Genomic DNA, 26016 nt, shown 5'->3' with positions numbered 1-26016 from the left:
ACCGGTTGAATTCGTCGCGTACATGTCAGGAGGCGGTCTGCTCGGACAGCGTCGCGACCAGGTCGATCAGCACGGCCGGGTCGATCGGCTTTTCGATCCAGCCGGTCGCGCCCGCGTCGCGCGCGGCGTCCTTGAAGGCATCGCTGCCTTCGGTGGTCAGCACGAGGATCGGCGTATCCGCGTACGCCGTCAGCTTGCGCAGCGAGGCGATCACCTCGAGCCCGTTCTTGCGCGGCATGTTCTGGTCGGTCAGCACCAGGTCGTACGGCACGGTGGCCGCCATGTCGAAGCCGGCTTCGCCGTCCGGCGCCACCGTCACGTCGTAGCCGGCCTGCGCCAGCGTCGCGTGCAGCAGCGCACGCATGGTCGCCGAGTCGTCGATGGCGAGAATGGTTCGGATCATGTCTGTCTCGAAATCTGGGAAACGTCAGGGTTTCGGCGCCACGGCGACGGCGCTCGCGAGCACCGGTCGCGCGGCCGGCGCCGGGCCGCCGAGCTGCTGGGCCAGCAGCTTCGAGCCCGCCGCGTCGGCCGACAGCGTCGTGGTCGTCGCGTCGTCGCGCATCAGCGCATCTTCGGATTTGCGATTCAGCACGATCACGCTGATCCGGCGGTTTTCCGGATCGAGCGGATCGGCCTTGTTCAGGTTCTGCGTCGACGCGAGGCCGAGCACGCGCAGCACCTTCGCCTCGTCCATGCCGCCCGCGATCAACTCGCGGCGCGACGCGTTCGCGCGGTCGGCCGACAGCTCCCAGTTGCTGTAGCCGCCCTCGCCGCCCGCGTACGGCACCGCGTCGGTGTGTCCCTGGACGATGATCCGGTTCGGCACGTCGTTCAGCGTCTTGCCGATCTCGCGCAGGATGTCGCGCATGTACGGCTCGACGTGGTCGCTCGACATCGCGAACATCGGCCGCTTCTGCGTATCGACGATCTCGATGCGCAGCCCCATCAGCGTCGAATCGATGCGGATCTGCTGCTTGAACTGGCGCAGCGTCGGGTTCGCCTCGATCGCCGCCATCAGCTTGATCTGCAGGTCGTGCAGGCGCGTCTGCTCGAGCCGGTCCTGCGCGCCCTGCGCCTGCGAGCGCGTCTTGTCGTCGCCGGCCTTCGCGACGCGGTCGGCGAGCGACGTCGTGCCGTCGGTGCGGCGCAGCGTGCCGGCGTCGAGGCTCGACAGGTCGCGGCCGCCGCCGTTGATGATGCTGGAGTCCTGCGAGCTGCGGTCGCCGCTGCCGAACAGCGCGGCCTTCAGCGGCGTGTTGAAGTACTCGGCGATCCCCTTCAGCTGCACCGGCGTGACCGAGCTCAGCAGCCACATCAGCAGGAAGAACGCCATCATCGCGGTCATGAAGTCGGCATAGGCGAGCTTCCATGCGCCGCCGTGGTGGCCCTTCTTCTGCGGGGCCACCCGTTTCACGACGATCGCGCGATCCTTGTTCTTGCTCATCGAACGCTCCGCGTCACTTCGCCTTCACGCGGCGCACGTGCTCTTCGAGCTCGGTGAAAGACGGCCGCTCGGTCGAGAACAGCACCTTGCGGCCGAACTCGACCGCGATCGCCGGCGCATAGCCGTTCAGGCTCGCGAGAATCGTCACCTTGATGCACTGGAACATCTTGGTCGACTCGGCCACGCGCTGCTCCGCGAGGCTCGCGAGCGGCCCGATCAGCCCGTACGACAGCAGGATCCCGAGGAACGTGCCGACCAGCGCCTGCGCGATCATCGCGCCGAGCACCGCGGGCGGCTTGTCGGCGGATGCCATCGTGTGGACGACGCCCATCACGGCCGCGACGATCCCGAACGCCGGCATCGCGTCGCCGACGCGCATCAGCGCGTGCGCCGGGCCTTCGCCTTCCGCGTGGTGCGTCTCGATCTCCTCGTCCATCAGGCTCTCGATCTCGAACGCGTTCATGTTGCCGCCCACCATCAGGCGCAGGTAGTCGGTCAGGAATTCGACGATGTGGCGATCGGCGAGGATCTTCGGGTATTGCGTGAAGATCGGGCTCTTGTCCGGATCGTCGATGTCGGCCTCGAGCGTCAGCGTGCCTTCCTTGCGCGCCTTCGCGAGCAGCACGTACAGGAGCGCCATCAGCTCCATATAGACGTCCTTGGTGTACTTCGAGCCCTTGAAGAGCGTCGGCAGCACACGCAGCGTCCCCTTGATGGTCTTCAGGCCGTTGCCGAGGATGAACGCGCCGACGCCCGCACCCGCGATCATCAGGATCTCGACCGGCTGGATCAATGCGCCCAGATGCCCGCCTGCCAGCGCGTAACCGCCGAAGACGGACAACAGCGTCACGAGTGTTCCCACGATAATCAGCACTGCCTGTCCCTCACGAATGACCGGCGGGGAGACCGCCGTTAATCAGGTTTACGGCAGTCGGCAGGAAAACTTTCGCGGCCGCACAGCAGCGGCGCGGCGGTGTTTACCAGCAAGCCCCGGCCGGTTCGCGCGGCGCGCGGCTGCCGTCCGGCGCGCGCTTGCGCCCCGCCAGGCCTTGCCCGGCCCGGCGCTCAGGCCGCGGCGGCGGACAGCTCGGCGCGCGCGGCGGCGGCCTTGCGGGTCTTGCCGGCGCGCGACGGCGGCTGGCAGAGGCCGCACACGAAACCTTGATGCGGATCATGCGCATGCGCGACGAAGTGGCCGCCGCAGCGCGTGCACGGGGTCATCTGCAGCATCCCCGAATCGAAGAAGCGCACCAGCGTCCATGCGCGCGTGAGGCTCAGCGCGGCCTCGTCGCCGGACAGGTTCACGTGCTCCAGATAGAGCCGGTACGCCTTCACGATCGACTGGATCGGCTCGCAGCGGCCGTGATCCTGCATGAACCGGTAGATGTTGTAGAACAGCGACGAGTGGATGTTCGGCTGCCACGTCATGAACCAGTCGGTCGAGAACGGCAACATCCCCTTCGGCGGCGACGCGCCCTTCAGCTCCTTGTACAGCTTGATCAGGCGATCGCGCGACAGGCTCGTTTCCGCCTCCAGCAGTTGCAGCCGGGCGCCCAGTTCGATCAGTTCGATGGCGAGGGTGATTTCCTTCACCTCGATCACGACGCTTTTGCTTGCCATGGTGAATAACCGTCCGCTTGACGTTGTTCGGATGAGTGGCCAATACGCCGCCTGCCGGCGCGGCGCGCCGGGACGAACGCAAGGCGGGGAAGGATCAGCGGACGCTTTCGACCGGCTGGCCGGCCATCAGGATGGCCGAATGCGCGTGCGTGACGACGTCGCTGCGCCCCTTGTCGGCGAGCGACGACAGCAACGCGTGATCGTCGAAGCGGAAACGGCACAACATCTGGTTCGATGCGGCGAGCTTCACGGTCTGGGCGAGCGTGAGGTTCGCGAGCACGTCGGCCAGTTCCTGGGACACGCCCATGCGGAACATGCCCATCGCTTTGTCTTCCCGCAGCAGGCGCTGCGCGAGGAGGAGGTACGACAGGTTGACCTCTTTGATCTCACTGAGCATTTCGCTGGTGGCGCTCATGATTCCCCCGTTAAGAGCTTTGCTTTGGCCTTTCATGTTATGAAAACGTTTGCTCGATCAGGCCGCGTTGGGCGCACCGTCGGCACGTTTATAGTCTTACAGGGCGAATTTTGGCTAAACGGCATTTTTGCCGGTATCAGCGAAGTGGCGTATGCCGCGCAGGATTTGTCTGTAAACCGTGTAGGAATTTTTCCGACAAGGCGAATTGAAAGGGAACAAACGGTGGGGCGACTGACGCGCGAATTCGTCGACGATGCGGTTCCGCGTGGGACGAATCCGGCTGAAGGCCATCCGGCAAGGCCGCCGGAAAATGAATCGGTAAAAATTATAGTGGTTTTTCACGATAGCGCAACAATTCTCGTTGCCATATCGCTTTGTGTTTCCGCACCCTTTTTATCGGGGTTTTCGCGTATTTCATGGTGTAACAAGCCTTAAGTGTTTGAAAAAACACTCGAACCCCTGAAGGCGATATCGATAATGGACTCCAATGGGCGGCGGCGGGAGCCGTGCCGGCCCGCCCCGCAGCTTGCCGCCCGGCCTCCCGCGCACCGCGCCCCGGACCGGGCCACGTACCGCAGAGCGCGTGCGTCGGCGAGTTCCGCAACCCTGCATCGGACCAGCATGCGCATTCGAGCGCCCCGCGCTGGTCGACACCGGAGAACGCCCATGCGTATTGCCCAGATCGCGCCGCTTTACGAAGCTGTCCCGCCGAAACTCTATGGCGGCACCGAGCGTGTCGTGTCCTACCTCACCGAGGCGCTCGTCGAGCTTGGCCACGACGTGACGCTGTTCGCGAGCGGCGACTCCGTCACGTCCGCCCGTCTCGAGGCGGCATGGCCGCGCGCACTGCGGCTCGACCCGTCGATCCGCGACTCGATGGCGCCCCATATGCGCCTGATCGAGCAGGTCGCCCGTGTCGCGCACGAATTCGACGTGCTGCACTTCCACCTCGACTACATGCCGTTCTCGCTGATGTCGCGCCTCGATACGCCTTACGTGACGACGCTGCACGGCCGCCTCGACCTGCCGGAGCTGCAGCCGGTATTCGATGCATTCCCGGACGCGCCGGTCGTGTCGATCTCGAACAACCAGCGCAAGCCGCTGCCGCAAGCCGCGTGGGCCGGCACCGTGTATCACGGGCTGCCCGACACGCTGCTCACGCCGCAACCGGACGTGAAGCCCGAATACCTTGCGTTCCTAGGCCGGATCTGCCCCGAAAAGCGGGTCGACACCGCGATCCGGATCGCCGCGCAAAGCGGGTTGCCGCTGAAGATCGCCGCGAAGGTCGACAAGGCCGACGCCGACTACTTCAAGGAAGTGATCGAGCCGCTGCTCGGCGAGGCGCACGTCGAATTCATCGGCGAGATCAACGAGGCGCAGAAGCCGGCGTTCCTGTCCGGCGCGAAGGCGCTGCTGTTCCCGATCGACTGGCCGGAGCCGTTCGGCCTGGTGATGATCGAGGCGATGGCCTGCGGCACGCCGGTCGTCGCGTTCAACCGGGGCTCGGTGCCGGAAGTGATCGAGGACGGCGTGACCGGCTTCATCGTCGAGGACGTGCAGGGCGCCGTCGGTGCACTGCACCGGATCGACAGCCTGTCGCGCGACACGATCCGCGCACGTTTCGATACGCGCTTCAGCTCGAAAGCGATGGCGCAGCGGTATGTCGAAACTTACGAATCGCTTTGCACGGCGGCTAAACGGCCGGTCCTGCGTCAGGTCGCAGGCGCCTGACGTCGAAATTCGTCAGGAAATATCCGGCAAAATTCGCGCCAAAATCGGCCTGAAAATCCCGAAGACGCCAAAGAGCCGCATCGTCGATGCGGCTCTTTCTTTTTGCGCGGTCATTCGATCAGGAAACGATCGCGATTTTTCCCGACGATCCAATTCGGCGGCTTGCCGCGCCCGCTCCAGGTTGCGCCCGACTTCGGGTCGCGGTATTTCGGGGGCAGCGGCGCCTTTTTCGGCGGACGGCCGCGCCGCGCTCGCTCCGCGAAGCCCAGGTCCTCGGCCGTCAGGCCATATTCGGCAATCATTCGCTGGACGTCGGCGATCACCGCCGCCACTTCCTGGCGACGCACGTCATCCGCCTGGGCCTGCAACTCGGCGATCTGCGCCTTGAGTTTCGCGTATTGAGACATTTTTCGACTCCCCTTTTCCATGATGCGGCTCCAGCAAATCCGGCCGGAACGCCAACATCCGTTACGTCATCGTACCGCCGCCCTGCTCTTCGAAATTAATGCTGTCATCTTTAACCGATTCGTCGATATCGAGAATGCGGACTTATTCTAATAAAAGCCATTCGCCGGCCATTCAAATTTAACAATCGTTGACCCTCTCGAACCCGATTCATTTCCTATAATCCAGACCAATTCCGGGCGTCGGAATAAATCATCCGGTCGTCCGTTTGTCTTCAACCCACTCGAACGAGGTCCTTACATGAATCTTTCTCAGCGTCTGGCTGCAGAGGTATTCGGCACGTTCTGGCTGGTGCTCGGCGGGTGCGGAAGCGCCGTGCTGGCCGCCGCCTTTCCGGGCCTCGGCATCGGCTTTGCCGGAGTCGCACTCGCCTTCGGCCTGACCGTGCTGACGATGGCATTCGCGATCGGCCATATTTCGGGCTGTCACCTGAATCCGGCGGTCAGCGTCGGCCTGACGGTCGCCGGCCGCTTCCCTGCGCGCGATCTCGCGCCGTACATCGTCGCGCAGGTGGTCGGCGCCACGCTGGGTGCGTTCGTGCTGTACCTGATCGCGACCGGAAAGCCGGGCTTCGACGTCGTCGGCAGCGGCTTTGCGACGAACGGCTTCGGCGAGCGCTCGCCCGGCCACTACTCGCTCGGTGCGGCGTTCATCTGCGAAGTCGTGATGACGGGCTTCTTCCTGTTCGTGATTCTCGGCGCCACCGACAAGCGCGCGCCTGCCGGCTTCGCGCCGATCGCGATCGGCCTGTGCCTGACGTTGATTCACCTGATCTCCATCCCGGTCACCAACACGTCGGTGAACCCGGCCCGCTCGACCGGCCCGGCGCTGTTCGTGGGCGGCGAGGCGATCGGCCAGCTGTGGCTGTTCTGGGTCGCGCCGATCATCGGTGCGGCAATCGCGGGGGTCGTCTATCCGCTCATCGCGGGGCGCGACGATGCCGTCGGCCTGCTGCCCGCATCCGCTCGCACCAACGAATAAAACGCTACGGGGTCACGCGAGCAGAGCAGCGAGCCTCACGCTGTCGAACAACATAGAGGCAGGTAATTTGGACGGGCGCCGCTGGCGCCCGTTTTTCATGGCCGCTCAGGAAGCGGCAACGCCGTCGAGGGTGTCCTCGAGCGCGAACAGCGTGCGCAGGTGGCGGGCGACGCCCGCGTCGAAGTTGTTGCCGATCCGCGGAATGTGCGGCAGGTGTGCGATCAGGTCGGGGTTCGCGTTGTTCATCATGAACGCGTGACCGGCCGTTTCGAGCAGGTCGATGTCGTTCATGTTGTCGCCGAACGCGATGCAGTGGCCGGCGTCGACGCCGAGCCGCGCGAGCACCGCACGCAGCGCGCGGCCCTTCGACACGTTGGCGGTCATCACTTCGAGACAGTCGGGCAACGAATACGTGACGTACAACGCGTCGCCGAACCGCACGCGCATCTGCTCGGCGACCACCGCCAGATCAGCCGGCTCGCCGATGTACAGCACCTTCGCGATATCGGCGCCGTCGTGCGCGGACATGTCGATCACGTCGTACCGGAATCCCGAATCCTGGTGGAATTCGAGCAGGTGCGGCGCGTCGCGGTCGATCAGCCAGCCGCGGTCGGTGAAGAGGTTGACGATCACGCGCCCGTGCGCGCCCGTCACACCCGGCTGCACCAGGCCGCGGACGATCGCGGGATCGATGTCCTGCGCGTGGATCGCCGTGTCGTCCGGCGCATGCACGCGCGCGCCGTTCGACGTGATCAGGTACGGCCGGATGCCCAGCACGTCGCGGATGCCGGCGACGTCCGCATAGTGGCGCCCCGTCGCGATCACGAATTGCAGGCCGTCGCGGTCGAGCCGGCGGACGGTCTCGATCGTGTACGGATCGAGCTGGTGGTCGCTGTTCAGCAGGGTGCCGTCGAGATCGGTGGCGATGACTTTGTACATGGGGACGGGTGAATGGCGCGCAGGACGCTGCGGAACCGCCATTTTAACGTCGTGCCCGGGGGGCCGCCGGGCGGTTGGGGATTGGGGCGGTTTCGGGCCGTTCGGCCTGCCCGGCCCACTCACCACTCACCGCACGCCGCCCACTTGAACCGCTCACCCCGCCTCGGCTGCCCTCAACGCCTGCAACGCAAGCCGCAACGCGCCGTGCGCGGAATCGTCGAGCGGCGCGCGCAGCCGGGCCGCGTGGCGCGCCGGCACGGCCGGCGCCAGCGCGTCGGCCAGCCCGCCGCACAGCGCGACCGGCAGCGCCTGCCGCGGATCGAGCGCGTCGATCATCTTGCCGATCTCTTCACCGGCCTGCGCGATCAGCGCTGCCGCACAAGGATGGTCGCGGTGCGCGAACACGATCGGCGCGAGGCGCGCGTAGATCGTCTGGTTCGCATCGCACGACCACTGGACGAGCGCGTCGCGATCGTGCACGCCCGTTTCCGCGAGCAGCGCGCCGGCGAACGCGTCGCGCGGCACGCGACCGTCGAGCGCCTGCTGCGCGTATGCAAGCGCGCGCATGCCGAGCCACGCGCCGCTCGCCTCGTCGCCGGACGGAAAACCGAAGCCGCCCGCGATGCGGCAGTCGCCCGCCGCGTCGAGCGCCGCCGCGATGCTGCCCGTGCCGAGTGCGACGATGAGCCCCGGCGCACCGCCGTGCGCGCCGACGACGGTCGTATACGCGTCGCTCTCGATCGCGAGCGCGTCGAGCGGCGCCTGCGCACGGAACGCGGCGAGCCACGCGGCGTTGTTGACGCCCGCGAGCCCGCAACCGAGCGCGCATTGCGACCAGTCGAACGCGAGCCCGGCCCGCGTGAAGGCGTCGGCGCAGGCCGCGCCGATCGATGCCCACGCGCGCTCGATGCCAAGGCCGAGCCCCGACGGGCCGCCGCGCCCCTGTGCGAGCTCGCGCCCGTGCCGGTCGGCCAGTACCGCACGGGTGCCGGTGCCGCCGCCGTCGATGCCGATCGCAAAAAGTAGTGCCGTCATGCGTTGATCCTGCTGATTCGAACAGGCGCCAAGCTTAACCGGATCGGCGCCGCGCGCCCATCTGCCGTTCGGCCAGCTATGCCGTGAATGGGCCTTCCGCTATGCTGGCACGATCGAATCGACTCTGGAACGAGGCTGACGATGTCGCAGCGGTGCAACTGGGTAAGGACGGAAGCGGATGCTCACTATCACGATACCGAGTGGGGCGTGCCGTCGCATGACGATCGCCATCTGTTCGAAATGCTGATTCTGGAAGGCGCGCAGGCGGGGCTGTCGTGGTCGACGATCCTGAACAAGCGCGCCGGCTATCGCGAGGCGTTCGCCGAGTTCGATGTCGACGCGGTCGCGCGCTTCACGCCGAAGCGCATCGAGAAGCTGCTCGAAAATCCGGGCATCGTACGCAATCGCGCGAAGGTGGAATCCGCAGTGACCAATGCCCGGGCCGTGCAGCGCATTCGCGACGACCACGGGTCGCTCGCGCAATTCCTGTGGTCGTTCGTCGACCATACACCGGTGCAGAACGCGTGGCAGTCGTATCGCGACGCGCCCGCATCGACCGCCGAGTCCGATGCGCTCAGCAAGGCGCTGAAGGAATACGGCTGCAAGTTCGTCGGCTCGACGATCTGCTACGCGCTGATGCAGGCAACCGGGATGGTCAACGACCACGAGACCGGCTGCCCGTGTCACGCCAAATGCGCGGCGCTCGGCGGCAAGCAGCAGCCGGCGCGGCGCCGCAAGGCAGGCTGACGGCGACGCAGCCCCGCACGGCGGTCCGGGTTGGTGCATCGATACGTCATCGCGTCGTGCGTGGCTCCCACGCACGCGCTGCGTTTCCTCAAGCAGATGCCGATCGCGTCACGCCGACGCCGAGCGCCGCGATGACGACTTCGGAACGAACCCCGCGGCGGCCCGCAACCGCCCGGCAATCCGTCGAACCCGCCGCGTCGCGGCCAGGCGGCGCCCCGCCAAGGCTTGATTCCCGAGATCGAAGCCGTTTTTTCCGGCCCGAAAAGCAAAACGGCGGAGCGGCTTCTTTCGAAGCACGCTCCGCCGTTTCGCGGCGAACCGTAGATGCTCTTAGTGGAGCTTCTTCGGCAGCATCTGGCTGCGCAGGCGCTTGTGCAGGCGCTTGACGGCTGCTGCCTTCTTGCGCTTGCGGACTGCGGTCGGCTTTTCGTAGGACTGGCGTTCGCGCAGTTCAGCGATCAGGCCATTTTTTTCGATAGCACGGCGAAAGCGGCGAATCGCCACTTCGAACGGCTCGTTTTCTTTCAGAAGAATCGTCGTCATGTCGTTCCTAAATTGCTTAAACGGTCAAAAACGTAGCGGCCAAGCGCCACGCACCGGCCATCCGGGCGTCCCCACAACAGGCGAAACGAGCGGAAATACGGCCTCGGAGGCCGGAAAAGAGAGGCACAAAGCACCGCGAGTACGCTTCACAAGCCGCGTGCAGCGCCGCGTTTGACTGCCAGCAAGAGTGCCGGGACGGCACAGGCTTGACAGAAAATCTCAATTCAGCCCGCCATCATATCAGGAAATCACAGACAAAACTATCCTTTTGTCGATCCCGGTTCGCCGCCCCGCGCGGCGCGGCCGCATACACCATCCAACGAGACCGTCGCGCAACCCGGCCAAAATCGCTGCCAGCCATACCAGGCGCGGACTTCGCGGCAGCGGCATGCTTCCGTCCCGATTTTCCTCACACATCCCTCTAAAGTTTTCGCCGGGTGCCGCCGTCAACCAGGAAAGGCGGGCAGCGCCACTCGCGATAAAGCGCAACGCCGAAAACGAACCTGATCCTGTCTGTACTCAGGCATTTTCCAAAACGAGGAAGCAAATGCTGAACATCAACACCAACATCCTTTCGCTGTCGACGCAGACGAATCTGTCGGGCTCGCAAAACGCGCTGTCGCAAGCGATCAACCGCCTGTCGTCGGGCAAGCGCGTGAACAGCGCGGCAGACGACGCAGCGGGCCTCGCAATCGCGACGACCCAGACGGCCGCGATCAACGCGCTGAACCAGGGCGTGTCGAACGCGAACAACGGCATCTCGATGGTCCAGACGACCGCCGGCGCGCTCCAGTCGATCGTCGACAACCTGCAACGTATCCGCCAGCTGGCAGTTGAAGCAGGCGACGGCTCGCTCGACTCCAACGCACGTGCAAACCTGCAGTCGGAAGTCTCGACCCGTCTGACGGAAATCTCGCGCGTCGCAACGCAAACGACGTTCAACGGTCAATCCGTCCTGCAAGGCCTGGGCACGGTCAGCTTCCAGATCGGCGCAATCAACGGCCAGACGATCGCAGCGAACTTCGGCTCGCAGAGCTGGGACTCGGCAAACCTCGGCCTCTCCGCGCTGACGGTTTCGAGCGTCACGGATTCGCAAGCCGCAATGGGCTCGATCGACGCAGTGCTGACGAAGGTCAACACGTTCCAGGCAACGCTCGGCGCAACGCAGAACACGTTCCAGTCGGCCATCACGAACACGCAGACGCAATCGACCAACATGTCGGCAGCCCGTTCGCAGATCACCGACGCGGACTTCGCGACGGAAACGGCGAACCTGAGCAAGGCGCAAGTGCTGCAGCAAGCAGGCATCTCGGTGCTGGCACAAGCGAACTCGCTGCCGCAGCAGGTCCTGAAGCTCCTGGGTTAATACCCCACGACCGGCGGCGCGCGTCTCGCGACGCGCCGTCCGCCGGCACGGGCGCCGCGACCTGGGTCCGGCGCCCGCGCCTTTTCATCGCGCACCCGGGAGGCTCACCTCCCGTTGCGCGCTTGTTCGACACCGACGCGCGATTCGCCCGAACCTGTCCGGCGACGCGGACCGGAGCACCCGAATGACCTCGACGACCACCACCACCACGTCCTCCAGCGACCTGAACACCGCGCTCCAGCAGGCTGCGCAGTCCCTCATCAGCGGCTCGACGAAGTCGTCGCTCGACGTCAATTCGCTCGTCTCCGCGCTCGTCACCGCGAAGACCGCCGCGCAAACGACCGCACTCGCGAACAAGCAAACGTCCGACAACACCGAACTGTCCGCGATCGGGCAGATCAAATCGCAGCTCGCGGCGCTGCAAACGGCGCTGAAGGGCCTCACCGACGGCACGGCGCTGTCGGCACTGACCGCGACGGCCAGCGGCTCCGGCCTCACCGCCACCACCGCGAGCGGTGCGGCGGCCGGCACGTACACGGTGAAAGTCAACGCGGTCGCGACCGCCAACTCGATTTCTTCGCCGGCGCTCACGTCGTCCGACACGATCGGCAGCGGCACGCTGACCGTCGGCGTCGGCACCGGCTCGATGCAGGTGTCGGTCTCGTCGACCGACACGCTCGCCACGATCGCCGCGAACATCAACAAGGCCTCGAACAACCCGGGCGTGACGGCCACCGTGATCAACGCGTCCGACGGCCAGCACCTGGTGCTCTCGTCGAACAACACCGGGGCGGCGAACACGGTGTCGATCACCGCGGGCGCCGGCCTGAACAGCAAGCTCGACTCGACGCAGTCGACCTACAACACGGTGACGCCCGCCGCGGACGCCAACATCACGATCGCCGGCAGCACCGTGACGAGCGCGACGAACCAGATCTCCAACGCGCTGACCGGCGTCACGCTGAACCTGACGGCCGCCGCGGTCAACACGACGCAGACGCTCACGATCGCGCAGGACACGACCGGCATCACGACGGCGATCAACAATTTCGCGAAGGCGTACTCGACCTTCGTCACGACGGCATCGAGCCTGTCGTCGTACACGACCACGTCGTCGGGCTCGACGGCCGGCCCGCTGCTCGGCGACGCGATGCTGAACTCGATCACGAACGGCCTCGCGACCGCGCTCAGCGGCGGCGTCACGACGGGCGGCAAGACCTACAGCCTGTCGTCGATCGGCATCAACCTGAACACCGACGGCACGCTGACGGTCGACAGCACGAAGCTGCAGACCGCACTCACGACCAACGGCTCGGCCGTCTCGGCGATCTTCAACTCGACGAACGGCGTCGGGGTCTCGCTGAACAACTTCGCGAATTCGTACTCGCAGACGGGCGGCCTGATCGACCAGCGCACGGCCTCGCTGAACAAGGACCTGTCGAACCTGCAGGACCAGGCGACGCAGCTGAAGAACTACCAGGACTCGCTCACGGCCCAGTACAACGCGCAGTTCACCGCGCTCAACACGCTGATGACGCAGATGCAGAACAACCAGCAGTACCTGACGCAGCTGTTCGGCGGTTCGAGCAGCGCCGGCACGCTCGCCACCAACAAGTGACGGACCGGCATCCGGCCACCGCCCACGAGGACCACTCGCCATGGAACATACTTCGCTGACACGCGCGCTGGCGCTCACGCACGCGCTCGCGGACGCCGTCTCGCACGACGCATGGGAGCGCGCCGCCGCGCTCGTGAACGAACGCGCCACGCTGCTGATGTCGCTCGACGCGGACCAGACGCCGGATGCGCTCGCGATCGTCCGCGAGATCCAGCGGCTCGACGCGATCATCACCGAACAGGCGAAGGCCGGCCGCGAGCGGCTGATGACGAATCATCGGCTGGCGCTGCAGCGCATCGACGCGGCATCGCGTTATCAGTCGACCGGGATGCTCGGCTGAACCGCACCGACGCGTAACGAACGAGAACAACAACGACGCCCGCGAGGGCGCACTCCTCGAAGAGCCGCAGCGATGCGGCTTCTTTTTTTGGGATGTCCGCATGCACCGCACCGCGCCGCGATGCCCGGCGACACGGCGCCCGGTGGCGGCCCTTACCGCGCCGGCGCGTCGTCCGGGGTGCCGGCGAGCCACGCGTCCCACATGCCGTGGAACGCGTCCTCGAGGTGGCGGGCGAACCGCTTCGCGTCGCCGAGCGGCGAACGCTGCATCTGCTGGCGCAACCCGGCGCGCATAGCCGCGAGCTCGCCGCGATCACGGGAGAACGCGACGGCCTTCGCGATGTAGTCCGCTTCGTCGCTCGCGATCCAGTCGCCGAGGCCCGCCGCATGCAGCAGACTCTCGCAGATGTGCGTGACGAACCTCTCTCCCTTCATCCCGAGTACCGGCACGCCCATCCACAGCGACTCGGCCGTCGTCGTGCCGCCCGGGTACGGGAACGGGCTCAGCATCACGTCCGCGCGATTGTATGCGGCGAAGTACGCGTCGCGCGACGAGCCCTGCTCGAGGATCAGCCGGTCGGCGTCGATGCCGTGCGCCGCGAAGCGCGCGCGCGTCGCGTCGCAGATGTCCTCGACCGCGAGTTCATACGCCTTGAGCAGCAGCTTCGCGCCCGGCACGGTGTGCAGCAGGCGCGACCAGACGCGCACCACGTCGTCGGTCACCTTCACGAGCTTGCCGAAGCAACCGAACGTGATGTGCCCGTTGCGCAGCATCGGCAGCGGGCCAACCTGCACGTCGTACGGCGGCGGCGTGAAGCACAGGTAGCTGTCCGGCAGCCGCCACGGCCGCTCGACGAAGTGCGCTTCCTCGGCGGCCGGCAGCACGTGCGCATCGCCGAGGAAATAGTCCATCTCCGCGATGCCGGTCGACGCGAAAAAGCCGAGCCAGCTCACCTGGATCGGCGCCGGCTTCCACGCAAAGGCAGGCAACCGATTGTGCGCCGTATGCCCTGCCAGATCGACGAGCACGTCGATCCGCTCCTCGTGGATGCGTCGGGCCGTCTGCTCCGTCCCGAGATCCGTGATGCGATGCCAGCCGTCGAAATGCGGCTTCAGCCGCGCGGTGTAGTCGTCCTCGGTATCGAACGTCGTGAACGCGACCAGTTCGAGCCGCGACCGATCGAGATGCGCGACGACGCTTTCGAGAAAGATGCCGACCGGGTGCCGCCGGAAATCGCCCGATACGAAGCCGACACGCAACCTGCGCCCGTTCAGCGGCGCCGGCTGGTGCCGCCACGGCTGCGCGTGCATCGACATGCGCGCGCCGAACACGCGCGCGTCCGCCAGGTACGCATCGGGGTCGAAGTTGGTCTGGCCCGCCAGGCAGAACAGCAGCGACGTGTAGGTGCCCGGATTGTCGGGATCGCACTCCAGCGCACGGCGATAGCACCGGATCGCCGCGTCGACGTCGCCGGTCTTGCGCAGCACGTCCGCGAGATGCGCGTGTCGGCGCGCGGTGCCGGGTTCGAGTGCGACGGCGGCATGCGCGCTTTCCAGCGCTTCATGGACGCGCCGCGCCTGGCACAGCGCGATCGACAGGTTCTGGTGAATGTCCGCCGAATCCGGATCGAATTCGAGCGCATGCCGGTACTGCACGATCGCGTCGTCGACACGATCCAGCCAGTAATACGCGTGGGCCAGGTTCACATAGCCTTCCGCGCGGCGCGGATCCAGCTCGATGGCCCGCTTGCCGGCCTCGACGGACTCCTCGATCCGGTTCTGGCTCTTCAGCGCCCGGCTCAGGTTGAGGTGTGCGTCGACGTCGCCGCCTGACAGCTCGACAACCCGTTCGAAATGCTCGATCGCTTCGTCGTTCCGGCCCGCTTCACGCAGCGCGCTGCCGAGACAGTTGTGAACCTGCGGATCCAGCGGATCGAGTTCGACCGCCCGGCGCAGCGTCGCGATGGATTCGTCGAGGTCGCCGCGTGCGAGCAGCGCGGTGCCGAGATTGCCGTGCACGATCGCCCGGCCCGGGTTCAGCGCGACGGCCGCGCGATAGCTGTCCACCGCCGCGTCGAACTTGCGCTGCGTCGTCAGCACGTTGCCGAGATTGTTGTACGCGTCGGCGTAGCGCGGGTCGTGCTCGATCGCCTTGCCGTATGCGAGCACCGCCGCGTCCGCCTGCCCGAGGTCCTTCAGCGCGTTGCCCAGGTTGTTGTACGCCTGCGCATAATCCGGCCGCAGCGCGATCGCCTGCGCGCAGTGCTGCATCGACGCATCCGGCTGTCGCGCCTCGCGCAGCGCATCGCCCAGGTTGTTGTGCGCTTCCGCGTAGTCCGGCTGTCGCTGCACCGCTTCGCGGTACTGAGCGATCGCATCGTCGAGCCGGCCGCGCTCGCGCAGCGCGTTGCCCAGGTTGTTGTGATAGATCGCGCTCGGATACGCGTCGATCGAGCGGCGCATCAGCGCGATTCCTTCTTCCGGCTGACCTGCCTGACAGGTCAGCAGCCCGAGGAAATGCAGCGCGTCCGGATGCGCGGGCTCGCACGCGAGCAGCTGCTCGTAGCCCGCCTTCGCGTCGCCCAGCCGGCCCGCCTGGTGATGCGCCAGTGCGGCGCCGAGAATGTCCGTGGTCTGTTGCATGTCGTCGTTTCGTCGTTCGCGCGCCGCCCTGCCGGGCGGCTCAATTCCGTTCGTCGTCCGCGGCGGCCCGCTCGTCGGCGCCGGCGTTCGTCCTGTCCATCCACATCCCGTGAAACGCCTCCTCGAGATGTTTCGCGAAGCGCGGCGCGTCGCACAGCGGCGACGCGAGCAGCCGCGCGCGCAATGCCTGTCGCAGCGCCCCGAGCCGCTGCGGATCGGCCGCGGCGGCCACGGCCTTCGCGACGTAGTCGTCTTCGTCCTGTGCGATCCAGTCGCCGAGGCCGACCGTCTGCAGCACGCTCTCGCAGATGTGCGTGACGAACCGCTCTCCCTTCATCCCGAGCACCGGCACGCCCATCCACAGCGACTCGGCCGTCGTCGTGCCACCCGGGTACGGAAACGGACTCAGCATCGTGTCGACGCGGCGATACGCCGTCAGGTAATCGGCGCGCGGCGAGCGGCCTTCCATCACCAGCCGGCTCGCGTCGATCCCGTTGCGGGCGAACCGCTCGACCGTCCGGCGCACCGCATGCGCGCCGTCGAGCTCGCCCGCCTTCAGGAACAGCCGCGCGCCCGGCACCGCGGCAAGCACCCGCGACCACACGCGCACGACCGCATCGTTCATCTTCCCGAGCTTGCCGAAATAGCCGAACGTCGTCACACCGTTCTCGCGTTGCGGCAACGGACCGACGTCGAGCGCCGGATGCGGCGGCGTGAAGCACAGATAGCTGTCGGGCAGCCGCCACGGCCGCTCGACGAAATGCGCTTCCTCGCTGGCCGGCAGCACATGCCGGTCGCCCAGCACGTAGTCGATCGCGCGCAGCCCCGTCGACGCGAAGAAGCCGATCCATGTGACCTGCACCGGCGCGGGCTTCCATGCGAACACGCCAAGCCGGTTTTGCGCCGTGTGACCCGACAGGTCGACGAGGACGTCGATGCCGTCCGCACGAATCCGCTGCGCCGCCTGTTCGTCCGACAGGTCGAGTAGCGGATGCCACGCGTCGAAATACGGTTTCAGGCGCGCGGTCGTGTCGTCTTCCGCCGCCGAAGTCGGATAGGCGATCAATTCGAGCCGGTGTCGATCGAGGTGCGCCAGCACGCCTTCGAGGAAAATGCCGACCGGATGCGTCACCAGGTCGCCCGACACCCAGCCGATGCGCAGTCGTCCGCCCGACGGGCGCGAGCCGGTGTCGGCATGCGCGAGCGGCCGTGCATCGGCTTCGACGTGTTCGCCGAAATGCCGCGCGGCCCGGCGCGTCTCTTCCTGGTCGATCGACGGATGCGTGGCGAGCGCGAAGATCAGCCGATCGTGCAGGACCGGATTCGTCACGTCGAGCTCGACCGCGCGGCGGTAATGCGCGAGTTCGCCATCCACATCGCCGAGCATGCCGAGCACGTCGCCGAGCGTCATGTGCGCGGGCGCCGCGCGGTCGTTCAATGCGAGCGCCGCGCGCGCGTGATGCAGCGCGTCGTCGGCACGGTTCTGCTTCAACAGCACCATCGCGCAGCGATGATGTGCGTCGACGTCGTTCGCATCGAGTTCGGTCGCGGCCCGGTAGCACATGACGGACGCGTCGTACTTGCCCAGATCGTGATACATGTCGCCGAGCATGCGGTAGGCGGGACCGTGATCGGGCGCCAGCTCGAGCGCACGCGTCATGCACTGGGCCGCACGCGCCGTCTGCCGCCGGCGGTACAGCACCTCCGCGAGGCCCGCGTGCGCGTCGGCGCGCAACGGCGACAGTTCCGCGGCGCGCTCGAACTGCTCGATCGCCGCGTCGGCCAGCCCTGCGTCGAGCAGCGCGGTACCGAGATCGACGCGCGCCTGCGCGTCGGCGGGCGCCAGTTCGACGAGACGGCGCAAGGTCGCGATCGCCTCGTCGCGGTCGCCGCGCGCAAGCAGCGCCGCGCCGAGATTGCGGTGCGCGATCGGGCTGGCCGGGGCCAGCGCGACGGCCGCGCGATAGCTGTCCACCGCCGCATCGAACTTGCGCTGCGTCGTCAGCACGTTGCCGAGATTGTTGTACGCGTCCGCGTAGCGCGGGTCATGCTCGATCGCCTTCCCGTATGCGAGCACCGCCGCATCCGCTTGCCCCATATCCTTCAGCGCGTTGCCCAGATTGTTGTACGCCTGCGCATAATCCGGCCGCAGCGCGATCGCCTGCGCGCAGTGCTGCATCGACGCATCCGGCTGTCGCGCCTCGCGCAGCGCATCGCCCAGGTTGTTGTGCGCTTCCGCGTAGTCCGGCTGTCGCTGCACCGCTTCGCGGTACTGAGCGATCGCATCGTCGAGCCGGCCGCGCTCGCGCAGCGCGTTGCCCAGGTTGTTGTGATAGATCGCGCTCGGATACGCGTCGATCGAGCGGCGCATCAGCGCGATCCCTTCTTCCGGCTGCCCTGCCTGACAGGTCAGCAGTCCGAGGAAATGCAGCGCGTCCGGATGCGCGGGCTCGCACGCGAGCAGCTGCTCGTAGCCCGCCTTCGCGTCGCCCAGCCGGCCCGCCTGGTGATGCGCCAGTGCGGCGCCGAGAATGTCCGTGGTCTGTTGCATATCGTCGTTGCGTCGTTGCGTCGTTGCGTCGTTCGAGCGCGGTCGGGTCGATGAGTCAGCCGAGCGGGAGGGCGATGTCACCGGCCCGGTCGGCGCGACGGGCCCACATTCCGTGGAACGCGTCCTCGAGATGCCGTGCGAAGCGCGGCGCATTGCACAGCGGCGATGCGATCAACTGCATGCGCAGGCCGGTCCGCAGCAGCCGCAGTTGCGCCGGATCGGTCGCGAATGCCGCGGCCTTCGCGACGTAGTCGTCTTCGTCCCGTGCGACCCAGTCGGCCAGGCCGACCGTCTGCAGCAGGCTTTCGCAGATGTGCGTGACGAACCGGTCGCCCCGGATGCCGAGCACGGGCACGCCCATCCACAACGCATCGGCGGTCGTCGTGCCGCCCGAATACGGGAACGGGCTCAGCATCACGTCGACGCGACGGTACGACGCCAGGTATTCGCCGCGCGGCGCATTCGGCTCGAGCAGCAGCCGCGCCGGATCGATGCCGTGCTGCGCGAACCGCTCGCGCGTGCGGCGCACCGCGTACGCGCCGGCCAACTCGCTCGCCTTGAGCAGCAGCCGCGACCGGGGCACCGCCGCGAGCACCCGCGCCCAGACGCGCACGACCGCGTCGCTCATCTTCCCGAGCTTGCCGAAATAGCCGAACGTCACCGCGCCGCCGGCCAGTTGCGGCAGCGGGCCCGGCACGATCGCGTCGCGCGGCGGCGTGTAGCACAGGTAGCTGTCGGGCAGGCGCCACGGCCGCTCGACGAAATGCGCTTCCTCGTCGGTCGGCAGCACGTGGCGATCGCCCAGCACGTAATCGATCGCGTCCAGCCCGGTGGTCGCGACATAGCCGATCCACGAAACCTGCACCGGCGCCGGCTTCCACGCGAACAGCGCGAGCCGGTTGAAAATCGTGTGGCCCGCCGCGTCGATCAGGATGTCGATCGCATCGTCGCGAATCCGCCGGGCCGCGACGTCGTCGCTCAGCGCGGCGAGGCTCGTCCAGCCCGCGAACAGCGGGCGCAGCCGCAGTGTCAGGTCGTCCTCGACATCGCGGGTGGGATACGCGACGAACACGACGCGCGTGCGATCGGTCGCGCGCAGCACGCTTTCGAGGAAATAGCCGACCGGGTGATGCTTCAGGTCGCCCGACACGATGCCGACCCGCAGCGGTCTCGCGTCGTCGGTCGTCGGCCACGAGCGGTACGGCACCGCTCGCGCGGCGGCCTGCGCGCCGTAGCGCCGCGCGGCATCGAAATGAACGTGCGGCGCGGCGGCCGCGCTGTAATTCAACGCGAACAGCAGGTTGTCGTGCGGCTCGAGCAGATCCGGCCGCAACGCGATCGCGGCGCGGTAGCCTTCAAGCGCGGCCTCCAGTTCGCCCGCGTCGAGCATCGCGTTCGCGAGATTGTTGTAGGCCTGCGCATGGTCGGGCCGCAGCCGGATCGCCGTGCCCAGCGCCTCCACCGCGCCTTCGCAATCCTTAAGCGTGCGCAACGCGTTGCCGAGGTTGTTGTACGCGTCCGCATCGTCCGGCTGCAGCGCGAGCGCCTGCCGGAAGCACTCGGCCGCCGCCGCGGGCCGGTTGTGCGCGGCCATCACGGTGCCCAGGTTGTAGTAATAGCGTGCCTGCGGATCGCGCCGGATCGCGTCCGCGATCGCCGCGACCGCGCCGTCGAAATCGCCTCGGCGAAACGCGACCAGCCCGTGCACGTGCAGCGCCTCGGCCCGCTCGGGCTCGCGCTGCCGCACCTGCCGGCACAGACGCTCGGCAGCGTCGAGCCGGCCCGCGTCGTAATGTTCCAGCGCGCGCGCCAGCAGCGCCTCGACTGGCGTGTCCGCGCCGCACGGGCCGTCGGACGGTTCCCGTACGCCGCCGGACGGGTGTCCGCGTTCGAGGAGGTTTTCGTTCATAGGCGGGGCTTCCGCTGGGTCCGCTGGGTCTGCGATAGGCATGGATGACGAACCGGCCGCCCGGGCGACTGCCCCGGACGATGCCCGGACGGCGCTTCCGGCGTGCGACAACCGGCGCCCCCGCCGTCAGGCCGGGGGCGCCGGGTCGCATGAAAGGCAGGCGCGGACACGCCGGCGCGTCGGCGCCGACGGCAGGAAACTCGCGGATATTGTCGCGACGTTCGCTGTGTTTCGAAGGGACGATCAGTCGAGCAAAACGCCCGTAATTCGTCGCATCGCGAGACGGGGCGATGGCGAAACGGCGCGGGAAAGTCGCACGGATGCGAGCGAATGCGCGATGCAATGCGACGCTTCAGCGAATTCGGAAAACGGATCGGGAAATTCGGTGCCTGGAATCAGGCCATTGTGGCGCGCCCGGCTGGGATCGAACCAGCAACCCCTGCCTTCGGAGGGCAGTACTCTATCCATTGAGCTACGGGCGCGTGTGACAGTGAAACGACCCCAATAAACCGGCCGCCCACCATTGGCAAGACGGCAAGGATACCCGGTTTCCCATGAAGCGTCCACCTTGCCCGCAGAATCCCCGTCAGGCCCCCATTCGTGCGGGTAAACACGCGCCTTCGCGCCGCTCGCCGTGATGTAAACGTTCCGTCTATAATCGTCCGTGCTTCATTGGACTGCCATTTTGCCGTTGCACCGCGCTCACAATTCCTATTCATGGAGACGAGGCAAGCATGAGCGAAGCACCCCACGAATCCCCCGTCAAAACCCCCGGGCAGTTGATTGCCGTCGTCATCGCATCATTCGCGATTCCGATCGCCCTGATCGTCCTGTTTGCCACCTATGCCAACCATGCGTTCCGCTCGGGCGCCGGCACGGACGCGCTATCGGACGAACAGGTCGCCGCGCGGATCGCGCCGCTCGCGAAGGTCGACGTGAAGGACGCCAACGCGCCCCGCACATACAAGACCGGCGAGGAAGTCTACAAGGCCGTGTGCGTGACGTGTCACGGCACGGGCGCCGCCGGCGCGCCGAAGTTCGGCAACAAGGACGACTGGGCACCGCGCATCTCGCAGGGCTTCGATACGTTGCTCAAGACGGCGCTGTCGGGCAAGGGCGCGATGCCGCCGCGTGGCGGCACGAACCCCGACGACGTCAGCGACTATGAAATCGCGCGCGCGATCGTCTACATGGCGAACAACGACGGCGCGAACTTCCCCGAGCCGGCTGCCCCGGCCGCCAATGCGGCGCCGGCGGCGAGTGGTGCGGCGGGTGCGGCAGGCGCGTCGGGCACCGACGCGTCGAACGCGCAGGCCGCCGCTGCAATGGCCGCGATCGCCGCGATTCCGAAGGCCGGCGAAAAGCCCGCGGCCGCGCCGGCCAGCGCCGACGCCGCATCGGCCGGCAAGGCGCTGTATACGCAGGTCTGCCAGGCGTGTCACGCGGCCGGCGTGCTCGGCGCGCCGAAGTTCGGCAGCAAGGAGGACTGGGCGCCGCGCCTGAAGGACTCGATGGATACCGTCTACAACTACGCGCTGCACGGCAAGGGCGCGATGCCGCCGAAGGGCGGGTCGAGCGCGTCCGACGCCGACGTGAAGGCGGCCGTCGACTATATGGTCAACGCGTCGAAGTAACGCCTGCCGGCCAGAAAAAACCCCCGCGGCGGATGCGCATCGCGGGGGTTTTCTTTTGCCGGCGCGGCCGGGCCGGCCGCCTCCCGCACGTCACTTCTGCAACAGCGCCTTCAGGCTCGCGAGCCGGTCCTTCGGCGTCATCGGCGCTTCCTCCGGCGTCGGCGGCGGCGCTTCGTCGAGGCCCATCTCGGGGATGAAGCGCGACGGTTCGCACACGACCGTCTCGCGCGCCCGCTTGCGCTTCTTGCACCAGTTCAGGTGCAGGCTGCGCTGCGCGCGCGTGATCGCGACGTACATCAGCCGGCGCTCCTCCTCGATCCGCTCGCTGTCGATCGGGCCGTCGTCCTCGCTGCCGCCGCGGTGCGGCATGATGCCTTCCTCGACGCCGACCAGGAACACGTGCGGATACTCGAGCCCCTTCGACGCATGGACGGTCGACAGCCGCACCGCGTCCGGATCCTCGTCCTTGCCTTCGAGCATCGACATCAGCGCAACGGTCTGGATCAGGCCGAGCAGGTTCTTGCCGGTATCGGCGAGCCCGTCGGCGTTGTGGAAGCCGTCGGCCTCGCCGTCGACGGCCTCCGTCTCGGGCTTGGTGCCCTTGCGCTTCAGCCATTCGAGGAATTCGAGCACGTTCTGCCACTTCGACTGCGCCTGCCGCTCGTCGAACGCGTCGTACAGGTAGGCCTCGTAGTGGATGGCCTCCATCATGTCGTCGAGCACGACGGTCGCGGGCTCCTTGTCCGCGCGATCGGTCAGGCGCTGGATGAAGTCGCAGAACATCCGCAGCGGCTCGACCTGGCGCGCGGACAGCCGCGCCTCGATCCCGCCCATGTACACGGCCTCGAACAGCGACACCTTCGCCTGCCCCGCGAACGAGCCGAGCGCTTCCAGCGTCGTGTTGCCGATTCCGCGGCGCGGCGTCGTGACCGCGCGGATGAATGCGGGATCGTCGTCGGCGTTCGCGATCAGGCGCAGGTACGCGCACAGGTCCTTGATCTCGGCCTTGTCGAAGAACGACTGGCCGCCCGACAGCACGTACGGAATCCGCTCGCGCCGCAGCACCTGCTCGAAGATTCGCGCCTGGAAGTTGCCGCGATACAGGATCGCGTAGTCGCGGAACTGCGTGCGCCGCTCGAACTTGTGCGCGGACAGCCGGAACACGACCGATTCGGCTTCGTGTTCCTCGTCGTTGCACGGCGTGACGGTGATCGAGTCGCCCATCCCGTGCTCGGACCACAGCTTCTTCTCGAACAGCTTCGGGTTGTTCGCGATCACGTTGTTCGCGGCGGTCAGGATCCGCACCGTCGACCGGTAGTTCTGCTCGAGCTTGATCACGTGCAGCTTCGGGAAATCCTTGCCGAGCTGTGCGAGGTTCTCGAGCGTCGCGCCACGCCAGCCGTAGATAGCCTGGTCGTCGTCGCCCACCGCCGTGAACGCGGCGCGCGGGCCGGCGAGCAGCTTGAGCAGCTCGTACTGGCACGCGTTGGTGTCCTGGTATTCGTCGATCAACAGGTAGCGCAGCTTGTTCTGCCAGCGGTCGCGCACCTGCTCGTTCTTCGCGAACAGCTCGGCCGGCAGGCGGATCAGGTCGTCGAAGTCGACCGCCTGGTACGCGTGCAGCGTCGCGACGTAGTTGCGGTAGACCAGCGCAGCCTGATGCTCGTCCTCGTTGGCCGCGATCGTCATCGCCTCATCGGGCATGATCAGGCCGTTCTTCCACAGCGAGATCGTGCTCTGGATCTTGCGGATCAGGCCCTTGTCGGTGGTGCCGATCTGCTCCTGGATCATCCCGAAGCAGTCGTCCGAATCCATGATCGAGAACTGCGGCTTCAGGCCGACGTGCTCGGCCTCCTGGCGCAGGATCTGCACGCCGAGCGAGTGGAACGTGCACACGGTGAGCTGGTTGACGGGCACCTTGCGGCCTTCCTTGCCGGGCGTGGTGAGCGTCTTGCCCTCCAGCAGCTTCGACACGCGCTCGCGCATTTCGGCCGCGGCCTTGTTCGTGAACGTGACGGCCGCGATGTGGCGCGGCTCGAAACCTTTCGCTTCGATCAGGTGCGCGATCTTCTGCGTGATCACGCGGGTCTTGCCGCTGCCCGCGCCGGCGAGCACGAGGCAGGGACCGTCGAGGTAGCGCACCGCTTCGTTCTGAGCGGGGTTGAGGCCTGCGGACATGATGACGGATGATGTTGCGGTTGACGGCGGAACGCCGGGAGGATGCCGCGCGCGGCAGGCCTGGATTGCAGGCGGACACGCGGGGCAGGACGCGCATGTTAACACGTCGGCGGCGGCCGGCGGCTGACGATGCCGCCGGGTGGCGACGCGCAACACCGGCGGGCTTCGCGCCCCTTTTCCCGCACCCCTTCCCCACGCGCTTTCCGTGCGCTGCCCGCGCCGGCGGACGGCCGCCGAACATCCGAACAGGCAGCAAATCTCCCCTCTGTTTGGTCCATCGTCGCGCGGCCCCCGGCGGCAACATACGCGAAACGTCGGCGAGTACGCGCCGCCGCCCCTTCATTCGCCGTCATCGACTTCCGCCGCCATGAATGACACCGTCATTGCCGCTCCCGTCTCCGAGGCCGAGCTGGCCCGTGCCGCCGCGCTTCACGCCGCCGGCTCGCTTCAGGACGCGGAGCAGGCCTACCGCCAGATCCTGCAAGCGCATCCCGAACACGCCGATTCGCACCTCCGCCTCGCGACGGTGCTCGAACAGCTCGACCGGCGCGACGCCGCGCTGCGGCACTTCCGGGCCGCGGTGGCGACCGAGCCGTCGCAGCGGCGCTACTGGATCGCGTGCATCGACGCGCTGACGCGCGACAACCAGATGGATGCGGCGCGCGCGCTGGTCGCGCAGGCCCGCACGCACGGCATCGACGCGCTGTCGCTCGAACTCGCGGCGGCCGATGCGCCGTCGGCCTCCGCCGACGAGCTGGCGGCCGTGCTCTCCGAATTCATGAACACGCTCGCCGCGCTGCTCGACAAGCGGCAATTCGCGCAGGCCGAAGGCATCGCGACCCAGCTGACCGAATGGATGCCCGACGTCGGGCTCGGCTGGCGGGCGCTGGCCGTCACGCTGGTTCAGCAGGAGCGCCACGCGGAAGCCCTCGCGCCGATGCGCAAGGCCGCCGCGCTGATGCCCGACGACGCCGACACCCGGCAGGACCTCGCCGACCTCGAGGCGCACGTGATGCAATCCGCGCCGGCGCCGCAGCCCGTCTCGATGCCGCTGGTGCCGAACGCGACGCTCTGCACGACGCTGCCGGGCAGCCGTCAGTTCCGGCATTTCGCGGGCGGCCTGGTCGCCACGGTGCCGGTGCTGATCCCGACCTTCAACAATCCGACCTATACGCGCCGGATGGTGGCCCAGCTGAAGGCGCGCGGCCTGCGCAACATCGTGATCGTCGACAACGCGTCGAGCGCGCCGGACATGCTCGCGTTCCTGGAAAGCGTGCAGGACGACGTGACCGTCGTGCGCCTGGATCGCAACGCGGGCCCGCGCGACCTGTTCCTGTCGGACGCGAACTACGCGCGCCTGCCGGACCTCTTCTGCGTCACCGATCCGGACCTCGAACTGAACGACGCGCTGCCGCCCGAATTCCTGTTCGAACTGATCGACGCGACCGAAGCGTTCCAGACCGGCAAGGCCGGCTTCGCGCTCGACATCTCGCAACCGGAGCTGATGAAGGAAACGACGCTCTTCTGCGGCGACCGCCAATACACGACGCTCGAATGGGAAGCGAACTTCTGGCGCCACCAGATCGGCAGCACGGCGGGCGGCGACCCGATCTACAACGCGCCGATCGATACGACGTTCGCCGTCTACAACAAGCGCTACTTCCGCCGCGACTCGCATCTGTGCGGCGTCCGGTTCGCGGGCCGCTACACCTGCAAGCACGTGCCCTGGTACAAGGAGACCGGCCTGACGGACGCGGAGGAGCAGTACTACCGCGAACACCAGAAGTGGTCGAACTACCTGGCCTGACACGTGGCGGCGGCGAGCATCGGTGCATCGCCGCGCCATGCGTGCACG

General features: G+C 67.2%; 22 protein-coding genes and 1 tRNA gene. 9 read left to right on the top strand and 14 right to left on the bottom strand.

Annotated elements, in window-relative coordinates; translation table 11 throughout:
- Positions 1-25: 25 nt before the first annotated feature.
- The 5 genes from ACV22W_RS15295 to flhD form a co-directional block, all read right to left on the bottom strand.
- Positions 26-403, bottom strand: coding sequence for a response regulator (locus tag ACV22W_RS15295; RefSeq protein WP_448020219.1), 378 nt, complete (start codon positions 401-403; stop codon positions 26-28).
- Positions 404-427: 24 nt separating this feature from the next.
- On the bottom strand, positions 428-1447 hold the full coding sequence (gene motB / locus ACV22W_RS15290; protein WP_448020218.1) for a flagellar motor protein MotB: 1020 nt from the start codon (positions 1445-1447) through the stop codon (positions 428-430).
- A gap of 13 nt (positions 1448-1460) precedes the next feature.
- Positions 1461-2321 (bottom strand): flagellar motor stator protein MotA, encoded by an 861-nt coding sequence (gene motA, locus ACV22W_RS15285; RefSeq protein ID WP_448020216.1) that lies wholly within the window; start codon positions 2319-2321, stop codon positions 1461-1463.
- A 191-nt stretch (positions 2322-2512) separates the two neighbouring features.
- On the bottom strand, positions 2513-3067 hold the full coding sequence (gene flhC, locus ACV22W_RS15280; protein WP_059452623.1) for a flagellar transcriptional regulator FlhC: 555 nt from the start codon (positions 3065-3067) through the stop codon (positions 2513-2515).
- A 94-nt stretch (positions 3068-3161) separates the two neighbouring features.
- Positions 3162-3482, bottom strand: a complete 321-nt coding sequence (gene flhD / locus ACV22W_RS15275) for a flagellar transcriptional regulator FlhD (protein ID WP_014895554.1) — start codon at positions 3480-3482, stop codon at positions 3162-3164.
- 24 nt (positions 3483-3506) lie between these two features.
- Here flhD and ACV22W_RS15270 point away from each other — a divergent pair, with 24 nt between their 5' ends.
- Positions 3507-3917 (top strand): hypothetical protein, encoded by a 411-nt coding sequence (locus tag ACV22W_RS15270; RefSeq protein WP_448020215.1) that lies wholly within the window; start codon positions 3507-3509, stop codon positions 3915-3917.
- A 231-nt stretch (positions 3918-4148) separates the two neighbouring features.
- On the top strand, positions 4149-5213 hold the full coding sequence (locus tag ACV22W_RS15265) for a glycosyltransferase family 4 protein (RefSeq protein ID WP_448020214.1): 1065 nt from the start codon (positions 4149-4151) through the stop codon (positions 5211-5213).
- Between the two features lie 110 nt (positions 5214-5323).
- On the opposite strand, the gene ACV22W_RS15260 is transcribed toward ACV22W_RS15265, so the two are convergent.
- Complete coding sequence (locus ACV22W_RS15260) at positions 5324-5620, bottom strand: H-NS histone family protein (RefSeq protein ID WP_059452621.1); 297 nt, start codon at positions 5618-5620, stop codon at positions 5324-5326.
- A 298-nt stretch (positions 5621-5918) separates the two neighbouring features.
- Here ACV22W_RS15260 and aqpZ point away from each other — a divergent pair, with 298 nt between their 5' ends.
- A complete protein-coding gene (gene aqpZ, locus ACV22W_RS15255; RefSeq protein WP_448020213.1) occupies positions 5919-6659 on the top strand; it encodes an aquaporin Z in 741 nt (246 codons plus the stop codon).
- Between the two features lie 105 nt (positions 6660-6764).
- Here aqpZ and ACV22W_RS15250 read toward each other — a convergent pair whose 3' ends face one another.
- Both ACV22W_RS15250 and ACV22W_RS15245 read right to left on the bottom strand, forming a co-directional pair.
- Positions 6765-7598: a Cof-type HAD-IIB family hydrolase gene (locus tag ACV22W_RS15250; protein ID WP_059699644.1), complete on the bottom strand. Its 834-nt coding sequence runs from the start codon at positions 7596-7598 to the stop codon at positions 6765-6767.
- Positions 7599-7751: 153 nt separating this feature from the next.
- On the bottom strand, positions 7752-8633 hold the full coding sequence (locus ACV22W_RS15245; RefSeq protein ID WP_059691528.1) for a BadF/BadG/BcrA/BcrD ATPase family protein: 882 nt from the start codon (positions 8631-8633) through the stop codon (positions 7752-7754).
- A gap of 141 nt (positions 8634-8774) precedes the next feature.
- On the opposite strand from ACV22W_RS15245, the gene ACV22W_RS15240 reads away from it, so the two are divergent.
- Positions 8775-9380, top strand: a complete 606-nt coding sequence (locus ACV22W_RS15240; protein ID WP_059533507.1) for a DNA-3-methyladenine glycosylase I — start codon at positions 8775-8777, stop codon at positions 9378-9380.
- A 330-nt stretch (positions 9381-9710) separates the two neighbouring features.
- On the opposite strand, the gene rpsU is transcribed toward ACV22W_RS15240, so the two are convergent.
- Positions 9711-9923: a 30S ribosomal protein S21 gene (gene rpsU / locus ACV22W_RS15235; protein ID WP_006401410.1), complete on the bottom strand. Its 213-nt coding sequence runs from the start codon at positions 9921-9923 to the stop codon at positions 9711-9713.
- Between the two features lie 547 nt (positions 9924-10470).
- Here rpsU and ACV22W_RS15230 point away from each other — a divergent pair.
- The 3 genes from ACV22W_RS15230 (at position 10471) to ACV22W_RS15220 (ending at position 13247) form a co-directional block, all read left to right on the top strand.
- Positions 10471-11289 carry a flagellin domain-containing protein gene (locus tag ACV22W_RS15230; protein ID WP_059508662.1) on the top strand — a complete coding sequence of 273 codons (819 nt, stop codon included), beginning with the start codon at positions 10471-10473 and terminating at the stop codon, positions 11287-11289.
- A gap of 184 nt (positions 11290-11473) precedes the next feature.
- Complete coding sequence (gene fliD / locus ACV22W_RS15225; protein ID WP_448020212.1) at positions 11474-12907, top strand: flagellar filament capping protein FliD; 1434 nt, start codon at positions 11474-11476, stop codon at positions 12905-12907.
- A 40-nt stretch (positions 12908-12947) separates the two neighbouring features.
- Positions 12948-13247, top strand: a complete 300-nt coding sequence (locus ACV22W_RS15220) for a flagellar protein FliT (protein WP_448020210.1) — start codon at positions 12948-12950, stop codon at positions 13245-13247.
- 152 nt (positions 13248-13399) lie between these two features.
- Here ACV22W_RS15220 and ACV22W_RS15215 read toward each other — a convergent pair whose 3' ends face one another.
- From ACV22W_RS15215 to ACV22W_RS15200, 4 genes are all read right to left on the bottom strand, one after another.
- Positions 13400-15889 carry a tetratricopeptide repeat protein gene (locus tag ACV22W_RS15215; protein ID WP_448020208.1) on the bottom strand — a complete coding sequence of 830 codons (2490 nt, stop codon included), beginning with the start codon at positions 15887-15889 and terminating at the stop codon, positions 13400-13402.
- A gap of 40 nt (positions 15890-15929) precedes the next feature.
- Positions 15930-18440 (bottom strand): tetratricopeptide repeat protein, encoded by a 2511-nt coding sequence (locus ACV22W_RS15210; RefSeq protein ID WP_448020207.1) that lies wholly within the window; start codon positions 18438-18440, stop codon positions 15930-15932.
- A gap of 55 nt (positions 18441-18495) precedes the next feature.
- Positions 18496-20349, bottom strand: coding sequence for an O-linked N-acetylglucosamine transferase, SPINDLY family protein (locus ACV22W_RS15205; RefSeq protein ID WP_448020205.1), 1854 nt, complete (start codon positions 20347-20349; stop codon positions 18496-18498).
- A gap of 406 nt (positions 20350-20755) precedes the next feature.
- Positions 20756-20831, bottom strand: a tRNA-Arg gene (locus tag ACV22W_RS15200).
- A 252-nt stretch (positions 20832-21083) separates the two neighbouring features.
- Here ACV22W_RS15200 and ACV22W_RS15195 point away from each other — a divergent pair.
- Complete coding sequence (locus tag ACV22W_RS15195; RefSeq protein ID WP_448020204.1) at positions 21084-21983, top strand: c-type cytochrome; 900 nt, start codon at positions 21084-21086, stop codon at positions 21981-21983.
- Between the two features lie 90 nt (positions 21984-22073).
- On the opposite strand, the gene ACV22W_RS15190 is transcribed toward ACV22W_RS15195, so the two are convergent.
- Positions 22074-24161 (bottom strand): UvrD-helicase domain-containing protein, encoded by a 2088-nt coding sequence (locus tag ACV22W_RS15190; protein WP_448020202.1) that lies wholly within the window; start codon positions 24159-24161, stop codon positions 22074-22076.
- A 367-nt stretch (positions 24162-24528) separates the two neighbouring features.
- Here ACV22W_RS15190 and ACV22W_RS15185 point away from each other — a divergent pair, with 367 nt between their 5' ends.
- Positions 24529-25968: a tetratricopeptide repeat protein gene (locus ACV22W_RS15185; protein WP_448020201.1), complete on the top strand. Its 1440-nt coding sequence runs from the start codon at positions 24529-24531 to the stop codon at positions 25966-25968.
- The last annotated feature ends 48 nt before the right edge of the window (positions 25969-26016 follow it).

Source organism: Burkholderia sp. AW49-1, from assembly GCF_053427845.1.
This window is presented reverse-complemented; position numbering and strand designations above follow the sequence as displayed.

Excerpts from the sequence above, each read along its gene's own strand:
- ACV22W_RS15260 (WP_059452621.1), bottom strand. The coding sequence starts at position 5,620 with ATGTCTCAATACGCGAAACTCAAGGCGCAGATCGCCGAGTTGCAGGCC.
- flhC (WP_059452623.1), bottom strand. The coding sequence starts at position 3,067 with ATGGCAAGCAAAAGCGTCGTGATCGAGGTGAAGGAAATCACCCTCGCC.
- ACV22W_RS15210 (WP_448020207.1), bottom strand. The coding sequence starts at position 18,440 with ATGCAACAGACCACGGACATTCTCGGCGCCGCACTGGCGCATCACCAG.
- ACV22W_RS15250 (WP_059699644.1), bottom strand. The coding sequence starts at position 7,598 with ATGTACAAAGTCATCGCCACCGATCTCGACGGCACCCTGCTGAACAGC.
- ACV22W_RS15190 (WP_448020202.1), bottom strand. The coding sequence starts at position 24,161 with ATGTCCGCAGGCCTCAACCCCGCTCAGAACGAAGCGGTGCGCTACCTC.
- ACV22W_RS15185 (WP_448020201.1), top strand. The coding sequence starts at position 24,529 with ATGAATGACACCGTCATTGCCGCTCCCGTCTCCGAGGCCGAGCTGGCC.
- aqpZ (WP_448020213.1), top strand. The coding sequence starts at position 5,919 with ATGAATCTTTCTCAGCGTCTGGCTGCAGAGGTATTCGGCACGTTCTGG.
- motB (WP_448020218.1), bottom strand. The coding sequence starts at position 1,447 with ATGAGCAAGAACAAGGATCGCGCGATCGTCGTGAAACGGGTGGCCCCG.
- rpsU (WP_006401410.1), bottom strand. The coding sequence starts at position 9,923 with ATGACGACGATTCTTCTGAAAGAAAACGAGCCGTTCGAAGTGGCGATT.
- flhD (WP_014895554.1), bottom strand. The coding sequence starts at position 3,482 with ATGAGCGCCACCAGCGAAATGCTCAGTGAGATCAAAGAGGTCAACCTG.
- ACV22W_RS15265 (WP_448020214.1), top strand. The coding sequence starts at position 4,149 with ATGCGTATTGCCCAGATCGCGCCGCTTTACGAAGCTGTCCCGCCGAAA.
- ACV22W_RS15195 (WP_448020204.1), top strand. The coding sequence starts at position 21,084 with ATGAGCGAAGCACCCCACGAATCCCCCGTCAAAACCCCCGGGCAGTTG.
- fliD (WP_448020212.1), top strand. The coding sequence starts at position 11,474 with ATGACCTCGACGACCACCACCACCACGTCCTCCAGCGACCTGAACACC.
- ACV22W_RS15295 (WP_448020219.1), bottom strand. The coding sequence starts at position 403 with ATGATCCGAACCATTCTCGCCATCGACGACTCGGCGACCATGCGTGCG.
- ACV22W_RS15215 (WP_448020208.1), bottom strand. The coding sequence starts at position 15,889 with ATGCAACAGACCACGGACATTCTCGGCGCCGCACTGGCGCATCACCAG.
- ACV22W_RS15230 (WP_059508662.1), top strand. The coding sequence starts at position 10,471 with ATGCTGAACATCAACACCAACATCCTTTCGCTGTCGACGCAGACGAAT.
- ACV22W_RS15240 (WP_059533507.1), top strand. The coding sequence starts at position 8,775 with ATGTCGCAGCGGTGCAACTGGGTAAGGACGGAAGCGGATGCTCACTAT.
- ACV22W_RS15220 (WP_448020210.1), top strand. The coding sequence starts at position 12,948 with ATGGAACATACTTCGCTGACACGCGCGCTGGCGCTCACGCACGCGCTC.
- ACV22W_RS15205 (WP_448020205.1), bottom strand. The coding sequence starts at position 20,349 with ATGAACGAAAACCTCCTCGAACGCGGACACCCGTCCGGCGGCGTACGG.
- ACV22W_RS15245 (WP_059691528.1), bottom strand. The coding sequence starts at position 8,633 with ATGACGGCACTACTTTTTGCGATCGGCATCGACGGCGGCGGCACCGGC.